Origin of the sequence: Salipiger sp. (assembly GCF_048261495.1) — a bacterium.
Classification (GTDB): domain Bacteria; phylum Pseudomonadota; class Alphaproteobacteria; order Rhodobacterales; family Rhodobacteraceae; genus Salipiger.
Genome location: NZ_JBLXFX010000001.1, coordinates 586,428 through 611,917, shown reverse-complemented (window position 1 = coordinate 611,917; position 25,490 = coordinate 586,428). Strand labels below are relative to the sequence as shown.

The window sequence follows — 25,490 nt, the reverse complement described above, 5'->3', positions numbered from 1 at the left end:
TTTGGGCAATCGCGTACAAAGCGGATGAATTTGATGACTCGATAGGCAGACTTGTTGCGAATCCGTGGTTGATCACTGGCCGTAAACCGGAAGATAGCACCACCGTTTTAAAGAGTGCGTTGAAACTACTGCGTTCGTGGAGGACGGAATACATGTTCTACAAGATCGTCACGTCTCTGACGCGGTCGCAGAAACAGATTCTCTTCATGCTCATGGACGCCGGAATGATCGGCGTCGCGATGTTCTCGGCCCTGATCCTGAATGCGACCGTCCGGGCCGATCTTCCCATGCTGATCAACCTGTTGCCGCTGATCGGCGCGCTGGTCGCGCTCGGTGGCCTCACCTCGTGGAAGCTGGGACTGCCGCGGATCAAGCTCAACGCCTACGAAACCCGCGGCATCACGCGCACCGCCTGGTTCGCCGTCATCATCGGCGTCGCCGGCATCCTGCTCGACGCGATGATCGCCCCGCCGCTGCCGGGCGCGGTCTATTTCATTTTCACGATGTTGCTGCTCGTGCTCTGCGCCTCCTGGCGGATCGGCCTGCGCTACGTCACCATGCAGATCTACCGTCGCGGCCAGCACCGCATGCGCGTTCTGATCTACGGCGCGGGTCAGACCGGCCAGCAGCTTGTCGCCGCGCTGCGCCACGACGATTTCATCGACCCGGTCGCCTTCGTCGACGACAACCCCACGCTGCAGAGCCTGGTGATCTCGGGTCTGCGGGTTCATGCCTCCTCGGCGATCAAGGAACTCATCACCGACAAGGCCATCGACCGCGTCGTGCTGGCGATGCCCTCGATCTCGCAACCGGAACTGGCCCGCATCGCACACCGCCTGCGCGCCATCGGCTGCGAAGTGCACGCCCTGCCCTCCTTTGCCGAACTGGTGGGCGAGGGCGAGCTCAAGAAGCGCGTCTCGCCGGTGTCCCTGGACGACCTGCTCGGCCGCAACCGGCTCGAGGCCGAGCTTCCGGGCGTCAGCCACGCCTATTCCGGCCGCCGCATCCTGATCACCGGCGCCGGCGGCTCGATCGGCTCCGAACTCTGCCGCCAGCTCATCGCCTGCAAACCGGCCTGCGTGGTGCTGCTCGATCACTCGGAGCTGTCGCTCTACAACATCGACAAGGAACTGCGCGACCTGTCGGACGGGCTGACCATCGCACCGATCCTCGGCTCCGTTCAGGACGAGACGCTGATGGCCCGCGTCCTCGCGGATTACGACATCGACGTCGTGCTGCACGCCGCCGCCTACAAGCACCTGCCGCTGGTCGAGTGCAACGTGCTGTCCGGCATGCGCAACAACGTCATCGGCACCAAGATCCTGGCCGACGCCGCGCGCGAAGCCGGTGTCGAACGGTTCATCCTGGTGTCCTCGGACAAGGCCGTGCGCCCGACCAACGTGATGGGCGCCTCCAAGCGCCTCGCCGAACTTGTCGTGCAGGACCTCGCAACCCGCAGCTCGGGCACGCGCTTTTCCATGGTGCGGTTCGGCAACGTTCTCGGCTCCTCCGGGTCGGTCATTCCGCTGTTCGAGGAACAGATCGCCCGCGGCGGTCCGGTCACCCTGACCGACCCCAAGGTCACGCGCTACTTCATGACCATTTCCGAGGCCGCGCGCCTCGTGCTTCTGGCCGGCTCCTTCGCCCGCGGCGGCGATGTCTTCGTGCTCGACATGGGCGACCCCGTGCCGATCCGCAAGCTGGCCCGCCAGATGATCGAGGGCGCCGGCTATACGGTGAAGGACGACAAGCATCCCGACGGGGATATCGAGATCAAGATCACCGGCCTGCGCAAGGGCGAAAAGCTGCACGAGGAACTGCTGATCTCGCCCGACATGCTGACCACGCCGCATCACAAGATCCTGCGCGCCCAGGAAAGCTACCTGTCGGAGATCGAGATCGCCACCGCGCTCAAGGACCTGCGCGGCGCCATCTCCGCCCTGGACGAGGATCAGGCCCGCGCCGTCATCGCGCGCTGGGTCGAGCGCAGCAAACCCGCCGCCGTCGCGGAAGAGATCCAGCGCGGCTGACGCCCTCAACTCCGATGCAATGCAGCACGATCCGGGGGAGGCAGCGCCCTCCCCTTCGCGCGTTGGCGTGACCGTTTCAGCGACCCGGCATGTCGTTGCGCGGCGGCTCGGGATTCCATTCGTCGATGATCGCGGCGGCTTCGTCCGCCGTCTCGACGAACCGGAACAGGTCGAGGTCTTCCGGGCTGATCGTGCCCGCATCCTGCAGCGCATCCCAATTGATGATCCGCTCCCAGAAGGCGCGCCCGAACAGCAGGAACGGCACCCGCTCCATCCGGCCGGTCTGGATCAGGGTCAGCGCCTCGAACATCTCGTCCAAAGTGCCGAAGCCGCCGGGAAAGACGCAGATCGCCCGCGCGCGCATCAGGAAATGCATCTTGCGGATCGCGAAGTAGTGGAAGTTGAAGCACAGCTCGGGCGTCACGTATTCGTTCGGCGCCTGCTCGTGCGGCAGCACGATGTTGAGCCCGATGGACACGCCGCCGGCCTCCTGTGCACCGCGGTTGCCCGCCTCCATCACGCCCGGCCCGCCGCCTGTGGTGATGACATATTCCCGGTTGCCCGTTTCCATGGACTTCCGCGTCATCTTCTGCGCAAAGATCCGCGCCTCGTCATAGAAGCGCGACAGCTCCGCCAGCGTCTCCGTCCGGGCCGTGTGCTTTTCCTCCGGCGCCGGAATCCGCGCCCCGCCGAAAAGCACGACGGTGGAATCGATCCGCCGCTCGTCCATCAGCAGCTGCGGCTTCAGAAGCTCCAGCTGCAGCCGCACCGGGCGCAGCTCGTCCCGGCACAGGAATTCCTCGTCGGCAAAGGCCAGACGGTAGGACGGCGCTCGGGTCTGCGGCGTGTCGGGGATCTGCTCGGCGGCTTCGCGGTCGCGTCCGGCATCGCGGAAGACGGAGTGGCGGTCGTCATGCATCTCGGCGGGTATCCTTGTCCTGCGTCAGTCCTGACTATAGCGTTCGCACGCAACGCGCCAGCGCCGGGAGCATGACAATGGACTGGAAACACGCCGTAAACGACGCCGCCGCCCGATTGGACGGCCATATCCGGCGCACGCCCGTGATCCAGTCGAGCGACCTCTGGCAGGCGCCGGTGGCGCTGAAGCTCGAACAGATGCAGCACACCGGCAGCTTCAAGGCCCGCGGCGCCTTCAACACGCTGCTCTCGCGCGAGGTGCCCGCGGCCGGCGTCGTCGCGGCCTCGGGCGGCAACCACGGCGCCGCGGTGGCCCATGCCGCCACCGCACTCGGCCACCGGGCGCAGATCTTCGTGCCCGAAATGGCCGGCCCCGCCAAGATCGCCCTGATCCGCCGCACCGGCGCCACCCTCACCGTCGTGCCCGGCGAATATGCCAACGCGCTCGACGCCGCCCGTGAATACGAGGCCGAAACCGGCGCCATGCAGATCCACGCCTACGACGCCCCCGCGACCGTCGCCGGACAGGGCACGCTGACCCGCGAATGGGAGGAACAGGGCCTCGAGGCGGATACGCTGCTCATCGCGGTCGGCGGCGGCGGGCTCATTGCCGGGGCCCTCGCCTGGCTGCAGGGCAGACGCAGGGTCGTCGCAGTGGAGCCCGAGACCTCCCGCGCCCTCGACGCGGCGCTGGAGGCCGGCAAACCCGTCGATGTCGAGGTCTCCGGCGTCGCGGCCAACGCGCTCGGAGCCCGCCGCATCGGCGATATCTGCTTCGGCCTCGCGCAGTCCCGTCTCGCCGCCACGACCCTCGTCGGCGATGCCGCCATCACCGAAGCGCAGCGCGCCCTCTGGCAGACCCACCGCCTGCTCGTCGAACCCGCCGGGGCGACCGCCCTCGCCGCGCTGCGCTCCGGTGCCTACGTACCGGAACCGGGCGAACGCGTCGCCGTCCTGCTCTGCGGGGGCAATGTCGCGCCCGATCCCCTTCCCGACTGAGGCAGGCCTCTTCTGGCCGGAAATATCCCGGGGGAGTCCGCGCCGCGGACGGGGGCAGCGCCCCCGGCGACATTGCCGCCCGCGCCCCGCCCCGCTATAGGGCGTCAGACCCGCATTCCGACCAGGAGGAACCCGACTTGTCCAACGCCCAGCTCGAAGCCGCCATCGAAGCCGCCTGGGAGGCGCGCGACCAGATCACCCCCGCCACCACCGGCGAATCCCGCGACGCCATCGAAGACACGCTGAACGCCCTCGACAGCGGCACCCTGCGCGTCGCCGAACGGCAGGAAAACGGCGACTGGCACGTCAACCAATGGGCCAAGAAGGCCGTGCTCCTCGGCTTCCGCATCAAGGACATGGAGCTTCAGGACGGCGGCCCGCAGGGCTCCGGCTGGTGGGACAAGGTCGACAGCAAGTTCAAGGGCTGGGGCGACAGCCAGTGGAAGGCCGCGGGCTTCCGCGCCGTGCCCAACTGCGTCGTGCGCAAATCCGCCTACATCGCCCCCGGCGTCGTGCTGATGCCCTCTTTCGTCAACCTCGGTGCCTATGTCGACAGCGGCACCATGGTCGACACCTGGGCAACGGTGGGCTCCTGCGCCCAGATCGGCAAGGGCGTGCACCTCTCCGGCGGCGTCGGCATCGGCGGCGTGCTGGAACCGATGCAGGCCGGTCCCACCATCATCGAGGACAACTGCTTCATCGGCGCCCGCTCCGAAGTGGTCGAAGGCGTCATCGTCCGCGAGGGCTCGGTCCTCGGAATGGGCGTCTTCCTCGGCCAGTCGACCAAGATCGTCGACCGCGAGACCGGCGAAGTCATGTACGGCGAAGTCCCCCCCTACTCGGTGGTCGTCGCCGGCTCCATGCCGTCCAGGAACGGCATCAGCCTCTATTGCGCGGTGATCGTGAAGCGCGTCGACGAACGCACCCGTTCCAAGACCGGCATCAACGAACTGCTCCGCGACTGACCGGGCTTTCCGGCGCGGCAGGGAACCGGATGCCGCGCCGGAACGTTAAGTCCCGTATTTTCGGAACACCAAGGGGCATTCCATGGGACTCGGCATCATCGCATCCATCATCGTCGGAGGTCTGGCCGGCTGGATCGCCAGCATGATCATGAAGGCGGACACCGGCATTCTGCTGAACATCATTCTGGGCATCGTCGGCGCCGTGGTGCTGAACACGATCCTGTCGCTGCTCGGCATCTACGCCGCCAACAGCTGGATTCCCCAGCTCATCGTCGGCATTCTCGGCGCCAGCCTGCTGATCTGGGGCTACCGCAAGATGCGAAGCTGATCGCGGCCCCTCAAGGCGATACCGGCGCTTGACAGCCGCCGCGCCCTCCCCCATCCCCGCGCGAGCAGGGTCAGGAGGTCGCCATGGGCGCGAACAAGCCGTCGAAACAGCAAGTCTACACCCTCCTCGTCGAGGTCGGGCGCAAGGCCGGTGACGGCCTGCCCGACAAGGCGACGGGCGCAGCACTGATGTGCTACGCCTCCGGCGTGGACGAGGCAGAGGCCGTGCGCGAAACCGTCGCCATCCTGAAACAGGCCGACCTCGCCCCTCTCGACGTCACCGGCTACGGCACCGAAGAGGAGCGCGTTGCACAGGGACACGAGATCGACGACGAGGAACGCGCCCTCATGGCCCGCGCCCTCGAGGAAAACTCCGTCATCGTCGCTCAGCTCACGCCCTTCTACGGCGACAAGGACGACTGACCCCGGTTTCTGCCGGCCCGCGATATACCGGGGGGTCCTCCGCTGGCGGGCAGGGTCAGCGCCCCCTCGGCGTCAGGCCGCCCGCGCCTCGGCGAGGGTGATCGCCTCGAAGGGCCGCAGAACCTGGTAGCCCGACCGGTGCTGCTCGGGCATCAGCCGCGGCGGACACTCCGCCAGAACCGAGGCGCCCAGCCGCTCCCGGTCACGGCGCAACCGTCCCACGTAGAGGCTTTCCAGCGCCGCCCCGGCGGACATGAAGGCCGAATGCCCCGGCAGCAGCACCTGCGCGTAGCGCACCAGGAGGTGCCCCTCTTCGTGCACGGCGGCAAAGCCGTTGACCAGGCTCACCGCCGGCACCAGGACCGACTCGCGTCCGAAGATGTATTCCACCTCGGTCCCGCCGATCACCAGCCGCTGGTGCGGCGCCATCACCAGGTCACGTTTGAGCCCGAGATAGGGGGCGCGCAGCCGCACCGGCTGGAACGACCCCAGCGCCGGAACCACGCGGCTGACCGCGTGCAGCACCGGCACCGGGCCGCTGTCCCGGGTCAGAACGGTATCGCCCAGCTTGAGTTCGCCCAGCGCGCGCGGCCCGCGGGGCGTGCTGACCGGCGTGTTGCCCAGCACCGACGGCAGCGGGCCGACCGGCTCGATCTCGTCCGAGACGGCAAAGAACACCACGTCCCGATCCGTGCGGCACAGTTGCGGGCGCCGGGTCATCGTGTGGATGTCCTCGAGCACCAGCGGCGGCGGGGCGGGCGTTTCGCGCAGCGCCACGGTGTCGCTTTCCGGCCGTTCGAGCGCCAGCCGCCCCCAGCGCCGCTCCGAATCCCACGAGAAGGTCACCCGCAGCACATCGGTCCGGGAATCCGCCGGGTAATCCAGCAGGGTGTGAAAGACCTCTCCCCCCTGGCACATCACCAGCACGAGGCTGCCCCCGGGGATCGCCTGAAGCGACAGGCTGCCCGGCCAGGGGTGGCTGCGCTCGTAGGCCAGCAGGGTCTGCGGGCGGCCGTCGGGCGACAGCCGCGTCTCGATCATCAGCGACCCCTTGGCAAGCAGCTTGTCGCGCGAACCCAGCGCCGCGGAGAAGACCTGAGGATCGGTCCAGCGCTTTTCGCCCCCGGCGATGCCGATCCAGCTCATGCCGCGACCCGTGTCGTCAGAAGCCGCGCCTCGTAGGGGCGCAGGATACGGCGGGCGGAGGGGCTGTAGCCCCGGCCCGTGGCAAGATCCAGCTCCGGGAAAAGCTGCACGATCTCGTCCAGCGACTCGTCCGGAAACAGGGTGTTGGTCATCGCCCCGATCAGCAGGCTTTCGCTGTCCAGCCCGTTGGCGCAGAGGATCTCGTGCCGGTCGAACAGCAGGTGCACGTATTCCACCGCGCCGCCCTCGACCGGGCGGACGTTGGTGCCGTTGACCAGCGACTTGGCCGCGACCAGCACCTCGGGCGCGTCGAACAGCAGTTCGGCCAGCCCGTCCCGCAACAGGATGCGGTGCATGGGCGACACCATGATCGCGCCATGATCGCCATAGGTGCCCGCCGCGATGCGGATCGGCGCCATCGCCCCGCGCGCAGAGACAACACGCCGGCCGATCCAGCGCAGCGGCTGCGCTCCGTGATCGCGGGTCGAGACCAGATCGCCGGGACGCAGGGTCTGCACGGCGCGCGCGCCGTCCGGCGTGTCGATCAGCGTTCCCGCCACGAAACAGGGGATCGACGAGACGTTCACCATCCCGGTGTCGGAGGCACCGGTCGAGCTTTCCACGCCGTAGGTGAAGCTGACCTCCTCCACATCGCCGTTGCCGGTGAAGGTCAGGGTGCCGTCGGCATTCAGGGTGACCACCTGCCCGGTGGCCAGCGTCACGGAATCGCCCGCGCCCACGGCGATGCCGTTCACATGGGTGATCGTCATCACGCCGCCGGTGTGGTTCAGGTCGTTGGCCAGCACGTCGATGGTGACGGAGCCCTCGGGATAGACAGAGGCCATGTCCTCCATCGCCACGAGCGTCGTCTGCACGGAGTTTCCGGCGATCAGCAGGTTGGAATCGTAGTTGGAATCCACCACGTCCGCGACCCCGATGCGGATCGAATTCACCTGCCCCGGATTGACGTACATCGTCAGGGTCAGGGTGACGGTGAAGCCGTCCATCTCGGTGTTGTATTCGCTGTTGGTGTTGGACAGGAACAGGTTCGGATTGACCCCGGCATTGATGTTGAGCGGGTCGATGTCGCCATCCCCCGCCGCCAGTTCGACCTGCACGCCGTTGACCCAGACGCCGACGAAATCCTGGTACTGCGAGGTGGTGTATTCGGGATATTCCTCGGAGGAAAAGACGAACTGCATCGTCATCACGTTGCCGGTCGGGATGAAATCCACGTCCAGCCAGGAGGCGTCGTAGGTGGTTGTCCCTGCCGCCGCGTTGAACTGGCTGTTGTTGGTCGGCCCGGAGGTGTTGGTCGAGGTGTTCGTGTCCTGGTTGGCCTGGTTCGGCGGCCCCCACCACCAGCCGCCCGCGCTGTTGGTGAAATCCTGCGCCCGGCCCGTCGACAGGATCACCCCCGTGTCGGACGGCGCCACGCCGGGAGAGGTGTCGAGCCCGTCCGTGAAGATGCCCGAAGACCGGCTGTCGCCCGTGTAGCTGGCCGACACGACCGAGACGCCGTCGCCGAAGATGGTCTGCGCCATCTGCATGGCGCTCGCGTTCGTGTTGATCGGAAGTTGCGATGCAGCGACCATGCCAGCCCCGTGTCGGCCGGAAACGGACGCGTGCGCCATGCATGTCCGGCTTGCCCGCTGCTGCGCGCGGCTAGCTGTGTGCGATCGGTGTACTGCCCGCCTGCCCGGCGTTTTTGTGGTTGAGCTACGCTAACACGCGGAATTGCCGTCCGTTAAGCCATTGGTAACGTTTGCGCCCCCCGAGCGCCGCATCCCTGCGCCATTTTCGCCACATTTGCCTTGGCGCGCGGCGCGGGGTAGCCATCGTTCCAGCGACCCCGGAGACCGACCATGACGACCGACCCCGTGCAACTGACCGCCGACCTGATCCGCTGCCCCTCGGTGACGCCCGCCGAAGGCGGCGCGCTGGCCCTTCTGGAGGGGCGGCTCTCTGCCGCCGGCTTCCGCTGCACCCGGGTCGATCGCAACGGGGTTGCCAACCTCTTTGCCCGCTGGGGCGACAAGGGCCACGCCCGCACCTTCGGGTTCAACGGCCATACCGACGTCGTTCCCGTGGGGGACGAGGCCGCCTGGACCGCCGCGCCCTTCGGGGCCGAGATCCGCGACGGCATCCTCTACGGGCGCGGCGCGACCGACATGAAAAGCGGGGTGGCAGCCTTTGCCGCCGCTGCCGTGGATTTCGTGACCGACACCCCGCCCGACGGCGCGATCGTCCTGGCGATCACCGGCGACGAGGAAGGCGACGCGACCGACGGCACCGTCGCCCTGCTCGACTGGATGGCGACCGAGGGCGAAGCGATGTCGGCCTGCCTCGTCGGCGAACCCACCTGCCCTTCGGAAATGGGCGAGATGATGAAGATCGGGCGCCGGGGGTCGATGTCGGCCTGGTTCACCGTCACCGGGCGGCAGGGGCATTCGGCCTATCCGCACCGCGCCCTGAACCCGATGCCGGCGATGGCGCGGCTCATGGATCGGCTCGCCTCGCACACTCTGGACGAGGGAACGGAGCATTTCGATGCCTCGACCCTTGCCGTGGTCACCATCGACACCGGAAACCCTGCGACCAACGTCATCCCCGCGCAGACCCGCGCCACCGTGAACATCCGGTTCAACGATACCCACAGCGGGGCCTCGCTCTCGGACTGGCTGCGGGCCGAGGCCGCGCGGCTCGACGCGGAATTCGGCACCACCACGGATCTGCGCATCAAGATCTCCGGAGAAAGCTTCCTGACCCCGCCGGGCGCGCTGTCCGACCTGATCGCGGACGCGGTGACGGCGGAAACCGGGATCACGCCGGTTCTGTCCACCTCGGGCGGCACTTCCGACGCCCGCTTCGTCAAGGATCACTGCCCGGTGGTCGAATTCGGCCTCGTCGGCAAGACCATGCACCAGGTCGACGAATGCGTTCCGGTCGCGCAGATCGACCAGCTCAAGGCGATCTACACCCGCATCCTGCGGGGGTATTTCGCCGCCTGAGGCCGATCCGGAAAAAGAATCCGAAAATCTGAAACTCCCCCCCGGCGGGCTGCGTGTCTACGGGCGCAATCGACTTTGCGCCAATGACCCAAGGGAGGCACGCCAATGGCACATCTCGGAGAATCCTTCACATCCTACGCGGCATTTCTCGGCCGCAGCGATCTTGAAGCGGTCTATCACGTGGATCTTTCGGCCCTGAACAGTTCCGGCGTCACGGGCGACGCCCTGGTGGCGATCAACACCGAAGCGGACGGCACCCAGTACATCAACGTGCTGGTCGTCGCGGACGGCCTCACCGCCGAGGATGCGCACCTGATGCACATCCACGGCACGTTCGACGCGATGGGCAACCCCACCGACGCGATGACCCCGACGCTGTTCAGCGATACCGACCGCGACGGGATCGTCGAGGTTCTCGAAGGGGTGCCGTCCTACGGCGACATTCTTCTGCCGCTGCTTCAGGACGGCGCAGTCTCGGTGACCGACGAGAACGGTCAGCTCGTCTATATCCAGAGCTTCGACCTTGCGGATGACACCGCCTTCTTCAGCCCGGTGACCGGCGCGAGCTACACCGCGGCGGATCTCATGCCCCTGACCTTCCGCGAGATCGTCATCCACGGCATGGACGTTCCCTTGGGGATCGGCACGGGCACCGGCGGCGAAGTCGACGGCACCCAGGACGGCTATGTCCCGATCCTGCCCTCGGCCGCAGGCGAGATCGAGACGATCTCGGTCACCCAGGCGCTGGACCTGCTTGAGGACATGCGCATGGCCGCCAGCATCGAGGTGATGCTGGGCGACATGGATGACATGTACGACGCGGGCGCCGGCGACGACACGGTCATGGGCGGGGGCGGAGACGACCACCTCATGGGCGGCACCGACAACGACATGCTGCACGGCGACATGGGCAGCGACACGCTGGAAGGCGGCGCCGGGGCAGACATGCTCGACGGCGGTGACGGCATGGACTGGGCCAGCTATGCGGGCGCGGCCGACCGGGTGCGCATCGACATGACCGGCGCGGTCTCCGGGATCGGCGACGGTCTGGGCGACACGCTCATGAACATCGAGAACGTCGAAGGCTCGCGCTGGGCGGATGCGATCTGGGGCGACGGCATGGACAACATGCTGAGCGGCGGGATGCGGTCGGACCGGCTTTACGGCCGTGACGGCAACGACATGATCGACGGCGGCATCGGCAACGATGCGCTCTACGGCAACGGCGGCGCCGACACGCTGACCGGTGGCGAGGGGATGGACCGATTCATCTTCTTCAACCAGGCCGACAGCGCCCCCGGCATGGCGGATCGGATCACCGACTTCACCATGAACGAACGCATCGAACTGAGCCGCATCGACGGTGACACCACCATGGCCGGCAACCAGGATCTGATGTTCGTCGGCAGTGCCGACTTCACCGGAACGGCGGGCGAGTTGCGCGCCTTCGACAATGGCACGGACACGATCATCCAGGCGGATACCGACGGCGATTCCATGGCCGATTTCCAGCTTGTCCTGACCGGCGTGCACATGCTCGACAGCGACAACTTCCTGCTCTGAGGCGGGTCAACCTCCTGACCCGTCGGGCGGCGCCCTGACCCCCATGGCGCCGCCCATCTTTTGTGATCCGCTCGCGCACCGCACCGGCAAATTCGCAATGACGATGCCCCGCCCCCGTGCTACGTCTCGCCCATGAGCACCCTGCCGAGCAAAGCGGAGATCCTTGAATGGCTCTCCGGACATCCGACCCTCAATTCGAAACGCGACATCGCCAAGGCCTTCGGGATCAAGGGCGCGGCGCGGATCGACCTCAAGCGCACCCTCAAGGAGCTGGAGGCCGAAGGGCATCTCGAAAAACGTCACAAGACCTACCGCGATCCTGACCGGCTGCCGCCGGTTTCGGTGTTGCAGGTCAAGGCCCCGGACGAGAACGGCGACATCTTCGCCAAGCCGCTGGAGTGGCACGGCGAAGGGGTGGAGCCGACGGTTCTGGTCGTGCTCCGCGCCACCGATCCGGCGCTCGGACAGGGCGACCGCATCCTGGCCCGGCTGCAGGTTGTCCACGAAGAGGATCACAACTACGAAGCCCGCCTGATCCGGCGCATCGGGCTCAGCCCTCTCAAGGTCGTGGGGATCTTTCGCAAGACCGCCGAGGGCGGGCGCATCCTGCCCATCGACAAGGGGTCGGACAAGGAATGGATCGTCGGACCCGATGCCACCGGCGGCGCCAAGGAGGGCGAACTGGTCGAGGCCGAACAGGCCGGGCCCAAGGGCCGCATGGGCATGCCCAAGGCGCGCATCGTGATGCGGCTGGGCGATCCGTCCGAACCCAAGGCGGTGTCGCTCATCGCCATTCACCAGCACGGCATTCCAGACGATTTCCCCCCCGAGGTTCTGGCCGAGGCCGACGCCATGAAGCCCGCAGGCCTCAAGGGGCGCACCGACCTGCGCGACACGCCGCTGGTCACCATCGACCCCTCCGACGCCCGCGACCATGACGATGCGGTGTTCGCCGAACCGGACGAGGACCCGAAGAACCCCGGGGGCCACGTGCTCTGGGTCGCGATCGCCGATGTCGCCCACTACGTGACGCCGGGCTCGGAACTCGACCGCGAGGCCAAGAAGCGCGGCAATTCCAGCTATTTCCCCGACCGCGTCGTGCCGATGCTGCCGGACCGGCTGTCGGGCGACCTCTGTTCCCTGCACGAGGGCGTGCCGCGTGCTTGTCTTGCCGTGCGCATGGTGATCGACGCCGAAGGCAACAAGAAGAGCCACAAGTTCATGCGCGGGCTCATGCGCTCGCCTGCGTCGCTGAACTACCAGGAGGTGCAGGCCGCACAGGACGGTGCCGCGAACGACAAGACCGGCCCCCTGCTGGAGCCGGTGATCCGGCCGCTCTATGCCGCCTATGCCGCGCTCAAGGCGGCGCGGGAGCGGCGTCAGCCGCTGGACCTCGACCTGCCGGAGCGCAAGGTGGTGCTGGGTGAGGACGGCACGGTGACATCGGTCAACTTCGTCGACCGGCTCGATGCGCACAAGCTGATCGAGGAATTCATGATCCTCGCCAATGTGGCCGCCGCCGAAACCCTCGTCGCCAAGCGCACCCCCCTTCTGTTCCGCGTTCACGAGGAGCCGCCCGCCGACAAGATGGAATCGCTGCGCGACACCGCCGAGGCGGCGGGGCTGACGCTGGCCAAGGGGCAGGTGCTGAAGACCGCGCATCTCAACAAGCTGCTGCACGATGCGGCGGGGCGCGAGGAATCCGAGCTCATCAATCTCGCCACGCTGCGCAGCATGACCCAGGCCTATTACTCGCCCAAGAACTTCGGGCATTTCGGGCTGGCGCTGCAGAACTACGCGCATTTCACCTCGCCCATCCGGCGCTATTCGGACCTGATCGTGCACCGGGGGCTGATCTCGGCCCACGGCTGGGGTGACGACGGGCTGTCCGAAGCCGATATCGACCGGCTGGAGCAGACCGCGCAGCACATCTCGGACACCGAGCGCCGTTCGATGATGGCCGAACGGGACACCAACGACCGTTATCTCGCCGCCTACCTCTCGGACCGCATCGGCGCGGAATTCGGCGGGCGGATCAGCGGCATCGCCAAATTCGGCGTTTTCGTGAAGCTGGACGAGACCGGCGCCGACGGGCTGGTGCCGATCCGCAATCTCGGGAACGAGTATTTCCACTTCGACCGCGACGCGGGCACGCTGATGGGGGCCGATACCGGCGTCATCATCGGGCTGGGTCAGCGCGTGCGCGTACGCCTCACCGAAGCGGCGCCGGTGACCGGCGGCATCGGCCTGGAGATCCTCGAGATCGAGAACGAGGCGATGCCGAAGGGGCGCGGCAGCACCCGCCCCGCGCGCGGACGCGGCAAGGGCAAGCCCGGAGGCCCGCCCCGCCGCAAGGAAAACGTGGCGAAGAAGAAGGATGCCAAGACCAAGCGCAAGGTCACGCGGCAGCGGACAACGAAGCGCTGACCTGCGGGTAGAGCCGCTCGCGCCCGCGCGCGATGTACTCCATCAGCAGCGGTCGGGCGCGCAGGGCCCGCCGCAGGGCGGTGTCGGCGGGCAGCGTGTCGATCATCGACAGCATCGGCACCGCGCTGGCATCCGCCGCCGAGGGCGCGGCGCCGAACAGCCAGCGCCCATCGCCCAGCAGCGCCTCCAGCGCGTCGAAATCCGCCCGCGCATAGGCCAGGCGATCCGCCTCGGAAAAGCGCGCCATGCCCTGCGCCAGCAGGCCCTTTCGCATCTTCTTGCGGAAATGTCCCGGCAGCACGGCCCGCACCGGCCCCGGCATGGCGGCAAAGAACACCGGGCGCGTGACCTCCCAGCAGGCATCGTTCAGCCAGCGGTCATGGGTCAGGCAATGGCGAAGGTTCTCTTCGACCATGCGGATCGTCGCCCGGGCCATCGCCCGCGCCGCGGGATCGAAGCCCGGAAAGATCGGCGCCCCCCGGCGCTCCAGCCAGTCGATCAGCAGGTTGCTGTCGCCGACCACCCCTTCGGGTGTCGCGATCCAGGGCAGCTTGTCATAGGGCCCGCCGGGCATGGTTTCCCACGATGGTGCCCAGTCCAGGCCCGCCATGTCGAGCAGGATCATCGCCTTGAGGCAGAACGGGCTCAAGGACGGTTCCCCGAGTCCGGGGCCGAAGGTGTGAAGTGTCAGCATTGCGGCTCTCCTGTCGCGGTGTGTCGGCAGGGATAGGCGCGACTGCTGTCAGTTTTCGGCAGGATGTGCCAGCATGATGGGACCATGTCGCGCACCGAACGCCTTTTCCAACTGATGCAGGCCCTGCGCCGCCTGACGCCCCCCGCCACCGCCGCCGCGCTGGCGCAGGAAACCGGCGTGTCCGAACGCACGCTCTATCGCGACATCGACGCGCTGCGCGGCCTCGGGGCGGTGATCGACGGTGCGGCGGGATATGGCTACACGCTGATCGAAGACCCCCATCTGCCGCCCCTGTCCTTCGACGACGAGGAACTCGAGGCGCTGGTCCTCGGCCTGCGCGAGGTCGCGGCCCTGGCCGATCCCGCATTGGCGGATGCCGCGCAGAGTGCCTTGCTGAAGCTGCGCGCCCGGTTGCCGGACCGGCAGGCGCAGCAGCTTCGCCACGCGGTGCTGACCGCGCACCGGTTCTCGCGCCCGGCGCTGCCGACCGTGGACGCCCGCGTGCTGCGCCGCGCCTGCCGGGATGAACGGGTGATCCGCTTTGCCTACACCGACGCGCAGGGCGCGCAGACGCTGCGGCAGGTCAAGCCGCTGACCATCGTACTCTTCGACAACAGCCACTGTCTCGTGGCCTGGTGCCTGATGCGCGACGATTACCGCACCTTCCGGCTGGACCGGATGGACGATCTTGCGGTCACGGAAACCTCGTTCCGCCCCGAGCGCGTGGCGCTGCTGCGCGTGTACATGGAGGCGCTGCGCGAGATGTCCGGCAAGACCTGCCCCGGAGACTGAGCGGGTTCCCCCCTCAGGGGCACTTGCCGCCCATGCACTGCTCGATCGCGTCGAGCGTCGCGGGGTCGGGATTCTCGTAGATCTTCGACGGGCAGGCCTCGACCAGCATCACGTAGCGGTCGCCCTCCTGCTTGAGGAAGGCCAGATGGCGGCCGGGCGTGATCGTCCCGCACCACGGGCCGACGCAGGACACCCGCAGGATGATGTCACGGTTGAACCGCCCCGTGAAACCGTTCCGCGTGAGGAATGCCCCGGTGATGTGCCCCGGCGTCTCGGCCACCTTCGCCCCGCCGGACTTTCCCGGCGCGGGCTTTTGCAGGGGTCCGAAAGTGAGCATCCCCTCGACCACGATCCAGGGTTCGGGCGCCGAGGCGGCGGCCCGGAAATCGCTGACCGGATCGGGGCGCATGCAGGACAGCGCCAGCGCGGGTTCGGCCACCAGCATGGCAGCAAGGACAAGGATCAGCCGTTTCACAGGAACTTCCTGAATTCGAGCAGCACCGCCTCGTAGACGGCACGCTTGAACGGCACGATCTGGGTCACGACCTTGCGCGGAGACAGCCAGCGCCAGGACGAGAACTCCGGATGTTTGGTGCGGATGTTCACCTGATCGTCGGTGCCGTGAAAGCGCATGAGGAACCACTTCTGTTCCTGCCCGCGATACTTGCCCTTCCAGATGTGCGGCACGATGTGGTGCGGCAGGTCGTAGGGGAACCAGCCCGCGGATTCCGCTTCGATCGTCACCAGGCCGGCCTCGACGCCGGTTTCCTCCCACAACTCGCGCAGCGCCGCGTCGCGGGGGTCCTCGCCCTCGTCCACGCCGCCCTGTGGCATCTGCCAGGCGGCGACCTCGCTGTCGAGCCGCTGGCCGACGAACACGTCGCCCGCCGCGTTCATCAGCATCACGCCGACGCAGGGACGATAGGGAAGCTTGGAGATGTCGTCAGGCGTCATGACCGATCCGGCTTTCGCTGTGAAAAGGGCGGGGAAATCCCCGCCCGTGGTCTTCATTTCTTCGGTTCGAGAACGCTCAGACCCTTGAGGATGTCGATGGCATAGGCCAGCTGGTAATCCTCCTGCCGAAGCTTGGCGGATTCCTCGGCCTTGGCGCGATCTTCCTCGATCTGGCGGATTTCCTCTTCGGTCAGGCTGTCGTTGTTCAACGCGCCGCGCAGATCCGCTTCGGAGCGGGAGAAACGGTTGGTCGGCGTCTCTTCCTCGGTCTCGGCCTCGGGACGGACGCGGGGCTGTTCCACGACGATGTTCGGGGACACGCCCAGCGCCTGGATCGACCGGCCCGACGGCGTGTAATACCGCGCCGTGGTCAGGCGCATCGCGCCGTCGCCCCGCAGCGGCATGACGGTCTGGACCGAGCCCTTGCCGAAGCTCTTGGTGCCGATCACAACCGCGCGGCGGTGGTCCTGCAAGGCGCCCGCCACGATCTCGGAGGCCGAGGCCGAACCGCCGTTGATGAGCACGACGAGCGGCTTGCCGTTCGCCAGATCGCCTTCGGTCGCGTTGTAGCGTTCGCCGTCCGCCGGGTTGCGGCCACGGGTCGAGACGATCTCGCCGCTTTCGAGGAAGGCATCGGAGACCTTGATCGCTTGCGTCAGCAGACCGCCGGGGTTGTTGCGCAGATCGAGCACGAAGCCGTTCACGTTCTCCATCCCGCCCGCGGCATCGACCTGCTCCTGCAGGCCTTCGGCGAGGTTCGGATAGGTCTGGTCGTTGAAGGTCGTCACGCGCAGCACGACGGTGCTGCCTTCGAGACGGGTCCGAACGGCGGTGAGCTTGATGGTGTCGCGGATGATGGAGATGTCGAACGGCTCGTCCTCGCCCTCGCGCACCACGGTGATGATGATTTCCGAACCGACCGGCCCGCGCATCTTGTCCACGGCCTCGTCGAGGTTCAGGCCCAGCACGGATTCCCCGTCGACATGGGTGATGAAATCGCCGGACTCGATGCCCGCTTCCTCGGCCGGGGTTCCGTCGATGGGCGACACCACCTTCACGAAGCCGTCTTCCTGCGTCACCTCGATCCCGAGACCGCCGAATTCGCCGCGCGTCTGGACACGCATGTCGGCGGCATCGTCGGGGGAGAGGTAGCTGGAATGCGGATCGAGCGAGGTCAGCATGCCGTTGATCGCCGCTTCGATCAGATCGCCGGGTTCGACCTCTTCCACGTATTGCGCGCGGATGCGTTCGAAGATGTCGCCGAAAAGGTCGAGCTGCTCGTAGACGTTGTTCGAACTTCCCGAGTCCTGCGCCAGCAGCGGCCCCACGAACTGCGTCGTCGCAACGACCCCGGCCACCGTACCGCCGAGCGCGGCCATCAGAAACTTGTTCATGCTCGTGTCATCCTTTGTCGCTAGCGAACCACGTCAGCGGGTCCACGGGTGCATCGCCCTGCCTGACCTCTATATAGAGCGTCTCCGTGCGTCCAGCGCCAGCCCCATCAACAGATGGTGACGCTCTGTCGCCGGCCTCCGCTCCGCCCATCAGGCCGACGGGGCTGCCTTCGGGCAACACTTCGCCAACCTCGGCATAGATTGCCTCCATTCCCGCCAGCACGAAAAGCAGGTCGGGCTGGGGTTCGAGGATCGTGACCAGCCCGTAGTCGAGCAGCGGACCCGCGTAGCGCACCGTTGCCGCGGTGGGCGTGGTGACAAGCGCCTGCGCCTGCGTCGCGATCAGGATCCCGGGGCGCGCCACGCCTGCGGCATCCGTTTCTCCGGCGCGGCGCAGCAGCTGGCCCTGCACGGGCAGGTCGAGCGCCCCCTTGCGGGCGTCGATCGGCGGCAGCGGGTTGGTCTTGGGCTCGCCCACGGCGATTTCCGACAGCCCGGAGGCGAACCCCTCGAGCGTTTCCGTCGCCGCGATCAGGATGGCGGTCCGTACCGGGTCCTCGGTAAAGCGTTTCGGCAGGTCGGTGCGGTCCGCCACGGCCTGGCTCAGTTCCGTGCGGGCGCGCTGCACCCCGGTCAGGCCCTCGCGAAGCGTCTCGGCCGCGCTCTCCTGCAGCTTGCGCAGGCTGGTGACCTCTTCCAGATCCGCCCGGAGCGCCCGCGCCTTTTCGTTGAGCGCCGGCGTCACCGCCGCCAGAAGCATCCCGGAGCGCGCCGCGCCGACCGGCCCGGCGGGATGCAGCATCGCTTCGGGCGCCGCCGCGCCGCCGAGGCTGGTCAGCGCCCCGACCAGCCGCGCCACCTCGCGCTCCTGCGACTGCAACTTGCGCGATAGTTCGGTCTCGCGCATCGCGGCCTCGCGCAGCCCGTCCCGCATGGCGGCCAGACCGTCCTCGTAGGCGCGAACGGTCAGGGTCAGCGCCCGCACCCGATCCCGCGCGCCGTCGGCCTCGTCGAGCCGGACCGATGCCTCCTCCAGCGCGCGCGCCGCCGCCCGTGCCGCCTCGGCAGGGGTATCGGCCAGCGCCGGGGCGCCGAGCAGGGCAAGGATCAGCGCCAGTCGCCTCATGTCCGGATCAGGCTCTTCCCGGTCATCTCGGGCGGCAGTTCCAGCCCCATGAGGTCGAGCAGCGTCGGAGCCACGTCCGCCAGGATGCCGTCGCGCACCTCGGCCCCGTCGGGGGCGCCGAAGACGATCACCGGCACCGGGTTCGTCGTATGTGCCGTGTGCGGGCCGTTGGTCGTCTCGTCCCACATGGTCTCGCAATTGCCGTGATCCGCGATCACCACCATCGCGCCGCCCGCCTTTTCCAGCGCCGCGACCACCTTGCCCAGCCCGTCGTCCACCGCCTCGCAGGCCTTGATCGCCGCGTCCAGATCGCCGGTATGCCCCACCATGTCGGGATTGGCGAAATTGGTCACGATCAGGTCGTACTGCCCGCTTTCGATGGCGGCGACGAAACGCTCGGCCACCTCCGGCTCGCTCATCTCGGGCTGGAGGTCGTAGGTCGCCACCTTGGGCGACTTCGGCATGAAGCGGTCCTCACCTTCCTCCGGGGTCTCCTTGCCGCCGTTGAGGAAGAAGGTGACGTGCGGATATTTCTCGGTCTCGGCAAGGCGGAACTGCTTCAGCCCGTGCCCGGCCACCCACTCGCCCAGCGTGTTGACGATCTTCCGCTTGGGATAGGCCGTGGCCATGTAGGCATTGTGGCTGTCGGAATATTCCACCATCCCGAGCATGGCGCTCAGGTCGGGCTGCTCGCGTTCGAAACCGTCGAACTCCGGCGCGCCGATGGCAGCGAGGATTTCCCGCGCGCGGTCGGCCCGGAAGTTGAGACAGAACAGCCCGTCGCCGCCGCTCATCCCCGCGTAATCGCCGATCACCGCGGGCAGGACGAATTCGTCGGTCTTGCCGTCGGCATAACTGCGCGCGACCGCGGCGACCGGGTCCTCCGCCGGCTCGCCACGGGCAAGCACCATTGCGTCATAGGCCTTTTCCACCCGATCCCAGCGGTTGTCGCGGTCCATCGCGTAGTAGCGGCCGATCACGGTGCCGATGCGCGCGCCTTCGGGGAGGCTGCCGTAAAGGTCCTTCACAAAGGCCTCGCCCGACTTCGGCGCCACGTCGCGCCCGTCGGTGATGGCATGGACGACCACCTCGCAGCCGAGGTCGGTGAGCATCTTCACCGCCGCCTTGATGTGGACGATGTGACCGTGGACGCCCCCGTCCGAGACCACGCCCATCACATGCGCCTTTCCGCCCGCCTCCCTGACCCCGGCGGCAAATGCCTTGATCGCGTCGTTCTCGAAGAAACTGCCGTCCTCGATGGCAAGGTCGATCTGGCCGAGGTCCATCGCCACGGTCCGCCCGGCGCCGATGTTGGTATGTCCGACTTCGGAATTCCCCATCTGCCCCTTCGGCAGGCCGACATCGGGCCCGAAGGTGACCAGCGTCGCGTGCGGGCAGGTGGCGTAGAGGCGGTCCATCGTGGGCGTGTTGGCGAGTGCGGGGGCGTTGTACGCGGTCTCCTCGCGCAGGCCCCATCCGTCGAGGATGGTCAGGACGACGGGTTTCGGCGTGGTCATGGCGGCGGCCCTTCTGAACGGTTCAGGGGCGGTTTAGCAGGTGGTGGGGTGGATGTGGAGGGGATGCGTCCATCCGGAACGTCGATCCTTTCGGCACCCCGACGAAGGAGCCCCGCCCCGTGGCCCGGCCACTTCCCCGAAAGGGTTGCCACGAGTCTCCGCCGTCCCGCAGCGACGGGCGCTTCACTTGCTCGCAACCCGATTCGCGTCGCGCCTCGCCACGCTCGGGACCGGAGGCAGCGTGGGGCGGGAAACGGGCTCTGGGCGCTCCACCCTGCGGCGCGCGATCGGTCGATTTCGTCGAAATTCCGTCATGAACGATTCAAGAGAAATTGAAAGGGATTCCGAAGGTCGCTAATCTTTCCGGACTGCGTATGCCTGCGGAAGTGCGAGTCACCGAGCAGGTTTTTTTCAGGAGTAACCCTTTGATGCTCAAGACCATGTTGTTCACCTGCGGGCTGATCGTCGCCCCGTTGGTGGCATCCGCCTTCCCCATCGCCCCCGCCGGGACGGAGGGCCTTTATGTCGTCGCAACCGGCGGCGAGGTTACAGCGACCTACGAAGGCAATTCCGCCTCCTGGTCCAATGACCTGTACCTCGTACAGACCAGCGGCGACGTTTTCCTGTTCAACAACCACGCGTCCTCCGTCGGGGCGTCCGTGGTTCTCGGGACGTTCGCCGCCGGGACGGAGCTGATTTTCCGGCTCTTCGTCAATAACAACGGCAACAGCTATTACACCGGGCCGGGTTCGCGCAACTGGGACGGACAGGCCCATGCCCGCGTTCAGACCGATTACATGCCGGGCACCACGCTCGTCTCCTTCGAGGACGGTGGCGACGGGGCGTTCAACGACCTCAGCTTTACCTTCACCGGGACTTCGGCCGTCGAGGAAGACCCCGGCTCCACGGTCCCGCTTCCGGCGGGGGCTGCGCTGCTCGTCACCGGCCTTGCCGGACTCGCGGGCCTGCGTCGGCGCAAGGGCAAGGCCTGACGCGGCAAGCCGGGATACATGCCCGACCTCCGAACCGAAACGCCCCGCTCGGCGGGGCGTTTTTCATCGAAGTGCAGGGGCGGATCGCAGGACGCCCGTCGCGCAAACGGGTGCGACGCCGCGCGTGAACGAGAGACCGCGGACCCGAGACCGGCACGCGCCTTCAATCGAAAAGCCCGCACTCGCGCGAAATATGTTTACCGGAATTCCGAATCGCCCATAGGTTCAGCGCGCGTGATCTATTTTCATGGAGTCTCGAATGCGCGTTTTATCCTTGATCATTTCCACAACCCTCGCCGTCGCAGTGTCATTTCCGGCGGCAGCGGCAGACGTACGAGAGCGGAATGCGACGGTCGCTTCCGGAAAAATGGAACGCCTGTTTGTCCATTCGGACTACGGCACCGATTGCCGGGGCGGACCGGCCCCGAAGATCGCCCTGAAAACCAAGCCGAAGAACGGAAAGTTCGGCACTGCGGCGAGCGTTGAAGTCGTCAAGCGGGACGGACACAAATGCGACGGCAAGAAGATCGACGGCATCGGCGTCTTCTATCAGTCCAAGCCCGGCTTCAAGGGCACCGACCACGTCGTCTACCAGCGCGGCACGGGCAAGAATGCCTTCGTGATGGATGTCACCGTCACCGTGAAGTGACCTGCTGGGCGCCGGGTTCGAACCGGCGCCTCCATCACCCCTGCAGAGACTTCACAACCAGTTCCCCCTCCTCGCGCGCCTTCATGGCAAGCGCGGCGGCATGGGCGCCGGCGGCTGTCGTGTAGTAGGGGATCTTGTCGTAGAGCGCGACCGAGCGGATCTCGCGGGAATCCGCGACCGAGGCGGCGCCTTCGGTGGTGTTCAGGACCAGTTGCACACCTCCGTCCTTCATCAGGTCGACGACGTTCGGGCGGCCTTCGTAGACCTTCTTGACGATCTCGCAGTCGATGCCCGATGCGGCAAAGAAGGCCGCCGTGCCGCGCGTGGCGACCAGCTTGAAGCCCATGTCGGAGAGCACCTGGGCCGCCTCGGTCATTTCGGGAGTCTTGTCCTCGTCCTTGATCGAGAAGAACACCGCGCCTTCGGTCGGCAGGATCGTGCCCGCGCCCATCTGCGCCTTGAGGAAGGCGCGGGGGAAGCTCTTGTCCCAGCCCATGACCTCGCCGGTCGAGCGCATCTCGGGGCCGAGGATCGTGTCGACGCCGGGGAAGCGTGCGAAGGGCAGCACCGCCTCCTTGACCGAGAACCACGGCATGTTCGGGTCGGCCAGCGTCATCTGGTCGGCGATGGGCAGGTCGGTGTCATAGTCCGTATCCGCCGGGTACGGCGCACGCAGCGGGAAGGTCGAGAGCTTTTCACCCGCCATGATCCGCGCCGCAATGGAGGCGATGGCGCTGTCCGTCGCCTTGGCCACGAAGGGCACGGTACGCGAGGCGCGGGGGTTGACCTCGATCAGGTAGATCTCGCCGGCCTTGATCGCGAACTGCACGTTCATCAGGCCGACGACGTGCAGGGCACGGGCCAGTGCCTCGGTCTGGACCTTGATCTCTGCGATGATGTCATCGGAGAGCGAATAGGGCGGCAGAGAGCAGGCGGAATCGCCGGAGTGGACGCCCGCTTCCTCGATATGCTGCATGATGCCCGCGACATGCACGGCCTCGCCGTCGCATAGCGCGTCGACGTCGAGCTCCACGGCGCCCGAGAGGTAGGAATCCAGCAGGACCGGGCTGTCGCCCGACACCACGACCGCCTCGGCGATGTAGCGTTCGAGGTGATCCATGTCGCGCACGATCTCCATCGCGCGCCCGCCAAGAACATAGGAGGGGCGGATCACCAGCGGAAAGCCGATGTCCTCGGCGATGGCCAGCGCCTGCGCATCGGTCGAGGCGATGCCGTTGCGCGGCTGCTTCAGACCCAGTTGGTTGACCAGCGCCTGGAACCGCTCGCGGTCTTCGGCGAGGTCGATGGCGTCCGGGGTGGTGCCGAGGATCGGGATGCCCTCGGCTTCGAGCGCGTTGGCGAGCTTGAGCGGGGTCTGGCCGCCGAACTGCACGATCACGCCGTGCAGGGTGCCGTTTTCCAGCTCGACGCGCAGGATCTCCATCACGTGTTCGAAGGTCAGCGGCTCGAAGTAGAGACGATCCGAGGTGTCGTAGTCGGTCGACACGGTCTCGGGGTTGCAGTTGATCATGATGGTTTCATACCCGACGTCGCTGAGCGCGAAGCAGGCATGACAGCAGCAGTAGTCGAACTCGATCCCCTGGCCGATGCGGTTCGGACCGCCGCCGAGGATGACGACCTTCTTCTTGTCCGAGGGGCGCGCCTCGCATTCCACCTCGCCCATCATGGGCATCTCGTAGGTGGAATACATGTAGGGGGTCTGGGCCTCGAACTCGGCGGCGCAGGTGTCGATGCGCTTGAAGACGGCGGATACGCCCAGCCCGAGACGGCGCTTGCGCACGTCCTTTTCGCTGAACCCGGTCAGCCTGGCGAGGCGGGCGTCGGTGAAGCCCATGATCTTGAGCCGGCGCATCCCGGCTTCGTCCTGCGGGAGACCGCCGGCGCGGACCTCGGCCTCGACCTCCACGATCTCGCGGATACGGGCAAGGAACCACGGGTCGAACATGGTGGTGCCGTGAATCTCGTCATCGCTCAGGCCGTGGCGCATCGCCTGGGCGATGGTGCGCATCCGGTCCGGGGTCTGCTTGCTGATCGCCTTGATGACGGCGCTCTTGTCGGGCGCTCCGGGGATGTCGACCTCGTCAAAGCCGGTGAGACCGGATTCCATCGAGGCCAGCGCCTTCTGCAGCGACTCGTGGATGGTGCGGCCGATGGCCATGGCCTCGCCCACCGACTTCATCGCGGTGGTGAGATAGGGCTCCGAGCCGGGGAATTTCTCGAAGGCGAATTTCGGGATCTTGGTGACGACGTAGTCGATGGTCGGCTCGAAGCTGGCCGGGGTCACCTTGGTGATGTCGTTGTCCAGTTCGTCGAGCGTGTAGCCGACCGCCAGCTTGGCGGCGATCTTGGCGATGGGGAAGCCCGTCGCCTTGGAGGCCAGCGCCGAGGAGCGCGACACGCGGGGGTTCATCTCGATCACGACCATGCGGCCGTTGTCGGGGCTGACCGCCCATTGCACGTTGGAGCCCCCGGTCTCGACCCCGATCTCGCGCAGGACGGCGATCGAGCCGTTGCGCATGATCTGGTATTCCTTGTCGGTCAGCGTCAGCGCGGGGGCGACGGTGATCGAGTCGCCGGTGTGCACGCCCATCGGGTCCACGTTCTCGATGGAGCAGACGATGATCGCGTTGTCCGCCTTGTCGCGGACCACCTCCATCTCGTATTCCTTCCAGCCCAGCAGGGATTCATCGACCAGGATCTGGTTGACCGGCGAGGCATCCATGCCCGAGCGGCAGAAGTGGATGTAATCCTCGCGGTTGTAGGCGACTCCGCCGCCGGTGCCGCCGAGCGTGTAGGCGGGGCGGATGATGGCCGGCAGGCCGATATCCTCGAGCGCGTCGAGCGCGATGGCGACGCCGGCATCCAGATCCGCCTTGCCGTTGGCCTTTTTTGGTGCGGTCACGATGGTGGCGCGGGGGTTTTCCAGCCCGATGCGGTCCATCGCCTCACGGAACAGGGCGCGGTCCTCGGCCATCTCGATCGCGGCGCGCTTGGCCCCGATCATCTCGACGCCGTATTTCTCCAGCACGCCCATCTCTTCGAGCTTCAGCGAGGTGTTGAGACCGGTCTGCCCGCCCATCGTCGGCAGCAGCGCGTCCGGTCGTTCCTTTTCGATGATCTTGGCGACGACCTCGGGGGTGATCGGTTCGATGTAGGTGGCGTCGGCCAGCTCGGGGTCGGTCATGATCGTCGCGGGGTTGGAGTTCACCAGGATCACCCGGTATCCCTCTTCCCGCAGCGCCTTGCAGGCCTGGGCACCGGAGTAATCGAACTCGCAGGCCTGACCGATGACGATGGGTCCCGCGCCGATGATCATGATGGATTTGATATCGGTTCTCTTGGGCATCTCGGGACCTCTTCCTGTCGGGCGTGCAGCGGCAGGCGGGTGGACTCGACCCGCCGCAAATTGAAGCGGGTTATAGTGATGCGCCTTGCCCGTGCAACCCCATTCCGACCACGCGAAACGACGCACGAGGCCGGGACCGCGCCCGACGCGGCGGGCCATCGCGCGAAACCGGCGGGGCGGGCGCGGCTGCGGACGG

At 67.0% G+C, this 25,490-nt stretch carries 21 protein-coding genes; 11 read left to right on the top strand and 10 right to left on the bottom strand.

Annotated elements, in window-relative coordinates; genetic code table 11:
- Nucleotides 1-152 precede the first annotated feature (152 nt).
- The gene (locus ACN0RJ_RS02820; protein WP_417718456.1) at nucleotides 153-2,030 is read left to right on the top strand and encodes a polysaccharide biosynthesis protein; all 1,878 of its coding nucleotides are present in this window, start codon (nucleotides 153-155) and stop codon (nucleotides 2,028-2,030) included.
- A gap of 76 nt (nucleotides 2,031-2,106) precedes the next feature.
- Here the strand turns inward: ACN0RJ_RS02820 and ACN0RJ_RS02815 are convergent, their stop codons facing one another.
- Nucleotides 2,107-2,949 (bottom strand): TIGR00730 family Rossman fold protein, encoded by an 843-nt coding sequence (locus ACN0RJ_RS02815; RefSeq protein WP_417718457.1) that lies wholly within the window; start codon nucleotides 2,947-2,949, stop codon nucleotides 2,107-2,109.
- Between the two features lie 77 nt (nucleotides 2,950-3,026).
- Here ACN0RJ_RS02815 and ACN0RJ_RS02810 point away from each other — a divergent pair, with 77 nt between their 5' ends.
- The 4 genes from ACN0RJ_RS02810 (at nucleotide 3,027) to ACN0RJ_RS02795 (ending at nucleotide 5,662) form a co-directional block, all read left to right on the top strand.
- Nucleotides 3,027-3,947 carry a threonine/serine dehydratase gene (locus tag ACN0RJ_RS02810; protein ID WP_417723351.1) on the top strand — a complete coding sequence of 307 codons (921 nt, stop codon included), beginning with the start codon at nucleotides 3,027-3,029 and terminating at the stop codon, nucleotides 3,945-3,947.
- 137 nt (nucleotides 3,948-4,084) lie between these two features.
- Complete coding sequence (gene dapD / locus ACN0RJ_RS02805; protein WP_417718459.1) at nucleotides 4,085-4,912, top strand: 2,3,4,5-tetrahydropyridine-2,6-dicarboxylate N-succinyltransferase; 828 nt, start codon at nucleotides 4,085-4,087, stop codon at nucleotides 4,910-4,912.
- Nucleotides 4,913-4,994: 82 nt separating this feature from the next.
- The gene (locus ACN0RJ_RS02800) at nucleotides 4,995-5,240 is read left to right on the top strand and encodes a GlsB/YeaQ/YmgE family stress response membrane protein (RefSeq protein WP_417718460.1); all 246 of its coding nucleotides are present in this window, start codon (nucleotides 4,995-4,997) and stop codon (nucleotides 5,238-5,240) included.
- A gap of 83 nt (nucleotides 5,241-5,323) precedes the next feature.
- Nucleotides 5,324-5,662 carry a hypothetical protein gene (locus ACN0RJ_RS02795; RefSeq protein ID WP_417718461.1) on the top strand — a complete coding sequence of 113 codons (339 nt, stop codon included), beginning with the start codon at nucleotides 5,324-5,326 and terminating at the stop codon, nucleotides 5,660-5,662.
- A gap of 72 nt (nucleotides 5,663-5,734) precedes the next feature.
- Here the strand turns inward: ACN0RJ_RS02795 and ACN0RJ_RS02790 are convergent, their stop codons facing one another.
- Both ACN0RJ_RS02790 and ACN0RJ_RS02785 read right to left on the bottom strand, forming a co-directional pair.
- Nucleotides 5,735-6,808 carry a Hint domain-containing protein gene (locus ACN0RJ_RS02790; protein ID WP_417718462.1) on the bottom strand — a complete coding sequence of 358 codons (1,074 nt, stop codon included), beginning with the start codon at nucleotides 6,806-6,808 and terminating at the stop codon, nucleotides 5,735-5,737.
- Nucleotides 6,805-8,403: a Hint domain-containing protein gene (locus ACN0RJ_RS02785; RefSeq protein ID WP_417723350.1), complete on the bottom strand. Its 1,599-nt coding sequence runs from the start codon at nucleotides 8,401-8,403 to the stop codon at nucleotides 6,805-6,807. The genes ACN0RJ_RS02790 and ACN0RJ_RS02785 overlap by 4 nt, the downstream gene beginning before the upstream one ends.
- Nucleotides 8,404-8,673: 270 nt before the next feature.
- On the opposite strand from ACN0RJ_RS02785, the gene dapE reads away from it, so the two are divergent.
- The 3 genes from dapE to rnr all read left to right on the top strand — a co-directional run bounded on the left by dapE (nucleotide 8,674) and on the right by rnr (nucleotide 13,809).
- A complete protein-coding gene (gene dapE / locus ACN0RJ_RS02780) occupies nucleotides 8,674-9,819 on the top strand; it encodes a succinyl-diaminopimelate desuccinylase (protein ID WP_417723349.1) in 1,146 nt (381 codons plus the stop codon).
- Nucleotides 9,820-9,924: 105 nt separating this feature from the next.
- A complete protein-coding gene (locus ACN0RJ_RS02775) occupies nucleotides 9,925-11,382 on the top strand; it encodes a calcium-binding protein (protein WP_417718465.1) in 1,458 nt (485 codons plus the stop codon).
- A gap of 132 nt (nucleotides 11,383-11,514) precedes the next feature.
- Nucleotides 11,515-13,809 (top strand): ribonuclease R, encoded by a 2,295-nt coding sequence (gene rnr / locus ACN0RJ_RS02770; protein WP_417723348.1) that lies wholly within the window; start codon nucleotides 11,515-11,517, stop codon nucleotides 13,807-13,809.
- Here the strand turns inward: rnr and ACN0RJ_RS02765 are convergent.
- Nucleotides 13,781-14,503 carry a glutathione S-transferase family protein gene (locus ACN0RJ_RS02765; protein ID WP_417723347.1) on the bottom strand — a complete coding sequence of 241 codons (723 nt, stop codon included), beginning with the start codon at nucleotides 14,501-14,503 and terminating at the stop codon, nucleotides 13,781-13,783. The two genes, rnr and ACN0RJ_RS02765, sit on opposite strands and share 29 nt — an antisense overlap.
- A gap of 84 nt (nucleotides 14,504-14,587) precedes the next feature.
- Here ACN0RJ_RS02765 and ACN0RJ_RS02760 point away from each other — a divergent pair, with 84 nt between their 5' ends.
- Complete coding sequence (locus ACN0RJ_RS02760; RefSeq protein ID WP_417723346.1) at nucleotides 14,588-15,295, top strand: helix-turn-helix transcriptional regulator; 708 nt, start codon at nucleotides 14,588-14,590, stop codon at nucleotides 15,293-15,295.
- A 13-nt stretch (nucleotides 15,296-15,308) separates the two neighbouring features.
- On the opposite strand, the gene ACN0RJ_RS02755 is transcribed toward ACN0RJ_RS02760, so the two are convergent.
- From ACN0RJ_RS02755 to gpmI, 5 genes are read right to left on the bottom strand one after another with little or no spacing between them, the layout of a single operon-like run.
- Nucleotides 15,309-15,770: a hypothetical protein gene (locus ACN0RJ_RS02755; RefSeq protein ID WP_417723345.1), complete on the bottom strand. Its 462-nt coding sequence runs from the start codon at nucleotides 15,768-15,770 to the stop codon at nucleotides 15,309-15,311.
- A complete protein-coding gene (locus ACN0RJ_RS02750; RefSeq protein WP_417718470.1) occupies nucleotides 15,767-16,249 on the bottom strand; it encodes an RNA pyrophosphohydrolase in 483 nt (160 codons plus the stop codon). Before ACN0RJ_RS02750 ends, ACN0RJ_RS02755 begins: the two co-directional genes overlap by 4 nt.
- 53 nt (nucleotides 16,250-16,302) lie before the next feature.
- Nucleotides 16,303-17,643, bottom strand: coding sequence for a S41 family peptidase (locus ACN0RJ_RS02745; RefSeq protein ID WP_417718471.1), 1,341 nt, complete (start codon nucleotides 17,641-17,643; stop codon nucleotides 16,303-16,305).
- A gap of 7 nt (nucleotides 17,644-17,650) precedes the next feature.
- Complete coding sequence (locus ACN0RJ_RS02740) at nucleotides 17,651-18,769, bottom strand: murein hydrolase activator EnvC family protein (protein WP_417718472.1); 1,119 nt, start codon at nucleotides 18,767-18,769, stop codon at nucleotides 17,651-17,653.
- Nucleotides 18,766-20,286 (bottom strand): 2,3-bisphosphoglycerate-independent phosphoglycerate mutase, encoded by a 1,521-nt coding sequence (gene gpmI / locus ACN0RJ_RS02735; protein ID WP_417723344.1) that lies wholly within the window; start codon nucleotides 20,284-20,286, stop codon nucleotides 18,766-18,768. The genes ACN0RJ_RS02740 and gpmI overlap by 4 nt, the downstream gene beginning before the upstream one ends.
- A 428-nt stretch (nucleotides 20,287-20,714) precedes the next feature.
- On the opposite strand from gpmI, the gene ACN0RJ_RS02730 reads away from it, so the two are divergent.
- Both ACN0RJ_RS02730 and ACN0RJ_RS02725 read left to right on the top strand, forming a co-directional pair.
- Entirely contained in the window at nucleotides 20,715-21,278 is a 564-nt protein-coding gene (locus ACN0RJ_RS02730) for a VPLPA-CTERM sorting domain-containing protein (protein WP_417723343.1), read from the top strand.
- Between the two features lie 274 nt (nucleotides 21,279-21,552).
- On the top strand, nucleotides 21,553-21,927 hold the full coding sequence (locus tag ACN0RJ_RS02725; RefSeq protein ID WP_417718475.1) for a hypothetical protein: 375 nt from the start codon (nucleotides 21,553-21,555) through the stop codon (nucleotides 21,925-21,927).
- Between the two features lie 34 nt (nucleotides 21,928-21,961).
- Here the strand turns inward: ACN0RJ_RS02725 and carB are convergent, their stop codons facing one another.
- Nucleotides 21,962-25,294 carry a carbamoyl-phosphate synthase large subunit gene (gene carB, locus ACN0RJ_RS02720; RefSeq protein ID WP_417718476.1) on the bottom strand — a complete coding sequence of 1,111 codons (3,333 nt, stop codon included), beginning with the start codon at nucleotides 25,292-25,294 and terminating at the stop codon, nucleotides 21,962-21,964.
- Between the last annotated feature and the right edge of the window lie 196 nt (nucleotides 25,295-25,490).

Coding starts and splice junctions, on each gene's coding strand:
- ACN0RJ_RS02730 (WP_417723343.1), top strand. CDS start 20,715: ATGCTCAAGACCATGTTGTTCACCTGCGGGCTGATCGTCGCCCCGTTG.
- dapE (WP_417723349.1), top strand. CDS start 8,674: ATGACGACCGACCCCGTGCAACTGACCGCCGACCTGATCCGCTGCCCC.
- ACN0RJ_RS02815 (WP_417718457.1), bottom strand. CDS start 2,949: ATGCATGACGACCGCCACTCCGTCTTCCGCGATGCCGGACGCGACCGC.
- ACN0RJ_RS02750 (WP_417718470.1), bottom strand. CDS start 16,249: ATGACGCCTGACGACATCTCCAAGCTTCCCTATCGTCCCTGCGTCGGC.
- ACN0RJ_RS02800 (WP_417718460.1), top strand. CDS start 4,995: ATGGGACTCGGCATCATCGCATCCATCATCGTCGGAGGTCTGGCCGGC.
- ACN0RJ_RS02790 (WP_417718462.1), bottom strand. CDS start 6,808: ATGAGCTGGATCGGCATCGCCGGGGGCGAAAAGCGCTGGACCGATCCT.
- carB (WP_417718476.1), bottom strand. CDS start 25,294: ATGCCCAAGAGAACCGATATCAAATCCATCATGATCATCGGCGCGGGA.
- ACN0RJ_RS02795 (WP_417718461.1), top strand. CDS start 5,324: ATGGGCGCGAACAAGCCGTCGAAACAGCAAGTCTACACCCTCCTCGTC.
- ACN0RJ_RS02765 (WP_417723347.1), bottom strand. CDS start 14,503: ATGCTGACACTTCACACCTTCGGCCCCGGACTCGGGGAACCGTCCTTG.
- gpmI (WP_417723344.1), bottom strand. CDS start 20,286: ATGACCACGCCGAAACCCGTCGTCCTGACCATCCTCGACGGATGGGGC.
- ACN0RJ_RS02745 (WP_417718471.1), bottom strand. CDS start 17,643: ATGAACAAGTTTCTGATGGCCGCGCTCGGCGGTACGGTGGCCGGGGTC.
- rnr (WP_417723348.1), top strand. CDS start 11,515: ATGAGCACCCTGCCGAGCAAAGCGGAGATCCTTGAATGGCTCTCCGGA.
- ACN0RJ_RS02785 (WP_417723350.1), bottom strand. CDS start 8,403: ATGGTCGCTGCATCGCAACTTCCGATCAACACGAACGCGAGCGCCATG.
- ACN0RJ_RS02740 (WP_417718472.1), bottom strand. CDS start 18,769: ATGAGGCGACTGGCGCTGATCCTTGCCCTGCTCGGCGCCCCGGCGCTG.
- ACN0RJ_RS02810 (WP_417723351.1), top strand. CDS start 3,027: ATGGACTGGAAACACGCCGTAAACGACGCCGCCGCCCGATTGGACGGC.
- ACN0RJ_RS02775 (WP_417718465.1), top strand. CDS start 9,925: ATGGCACATCTCGGAGAATCCTTCACATCCTACGCGGCATTTCTCGGC.
- ACN0RJ_RS02760 (WP_417723346.1), top strand. CDS start 14,588: ATGTCGCGCACCGAACGCCTTTTCCAACTGATGCAGGCCCTGCGCCGC.
- ACN0RJ_RS02820 (WP_417718456.1), top strand. CDS start 153: ATGTTCTACAAGATCGTCACGTCTCTGACGCGGTCGCAGAAACAGATT.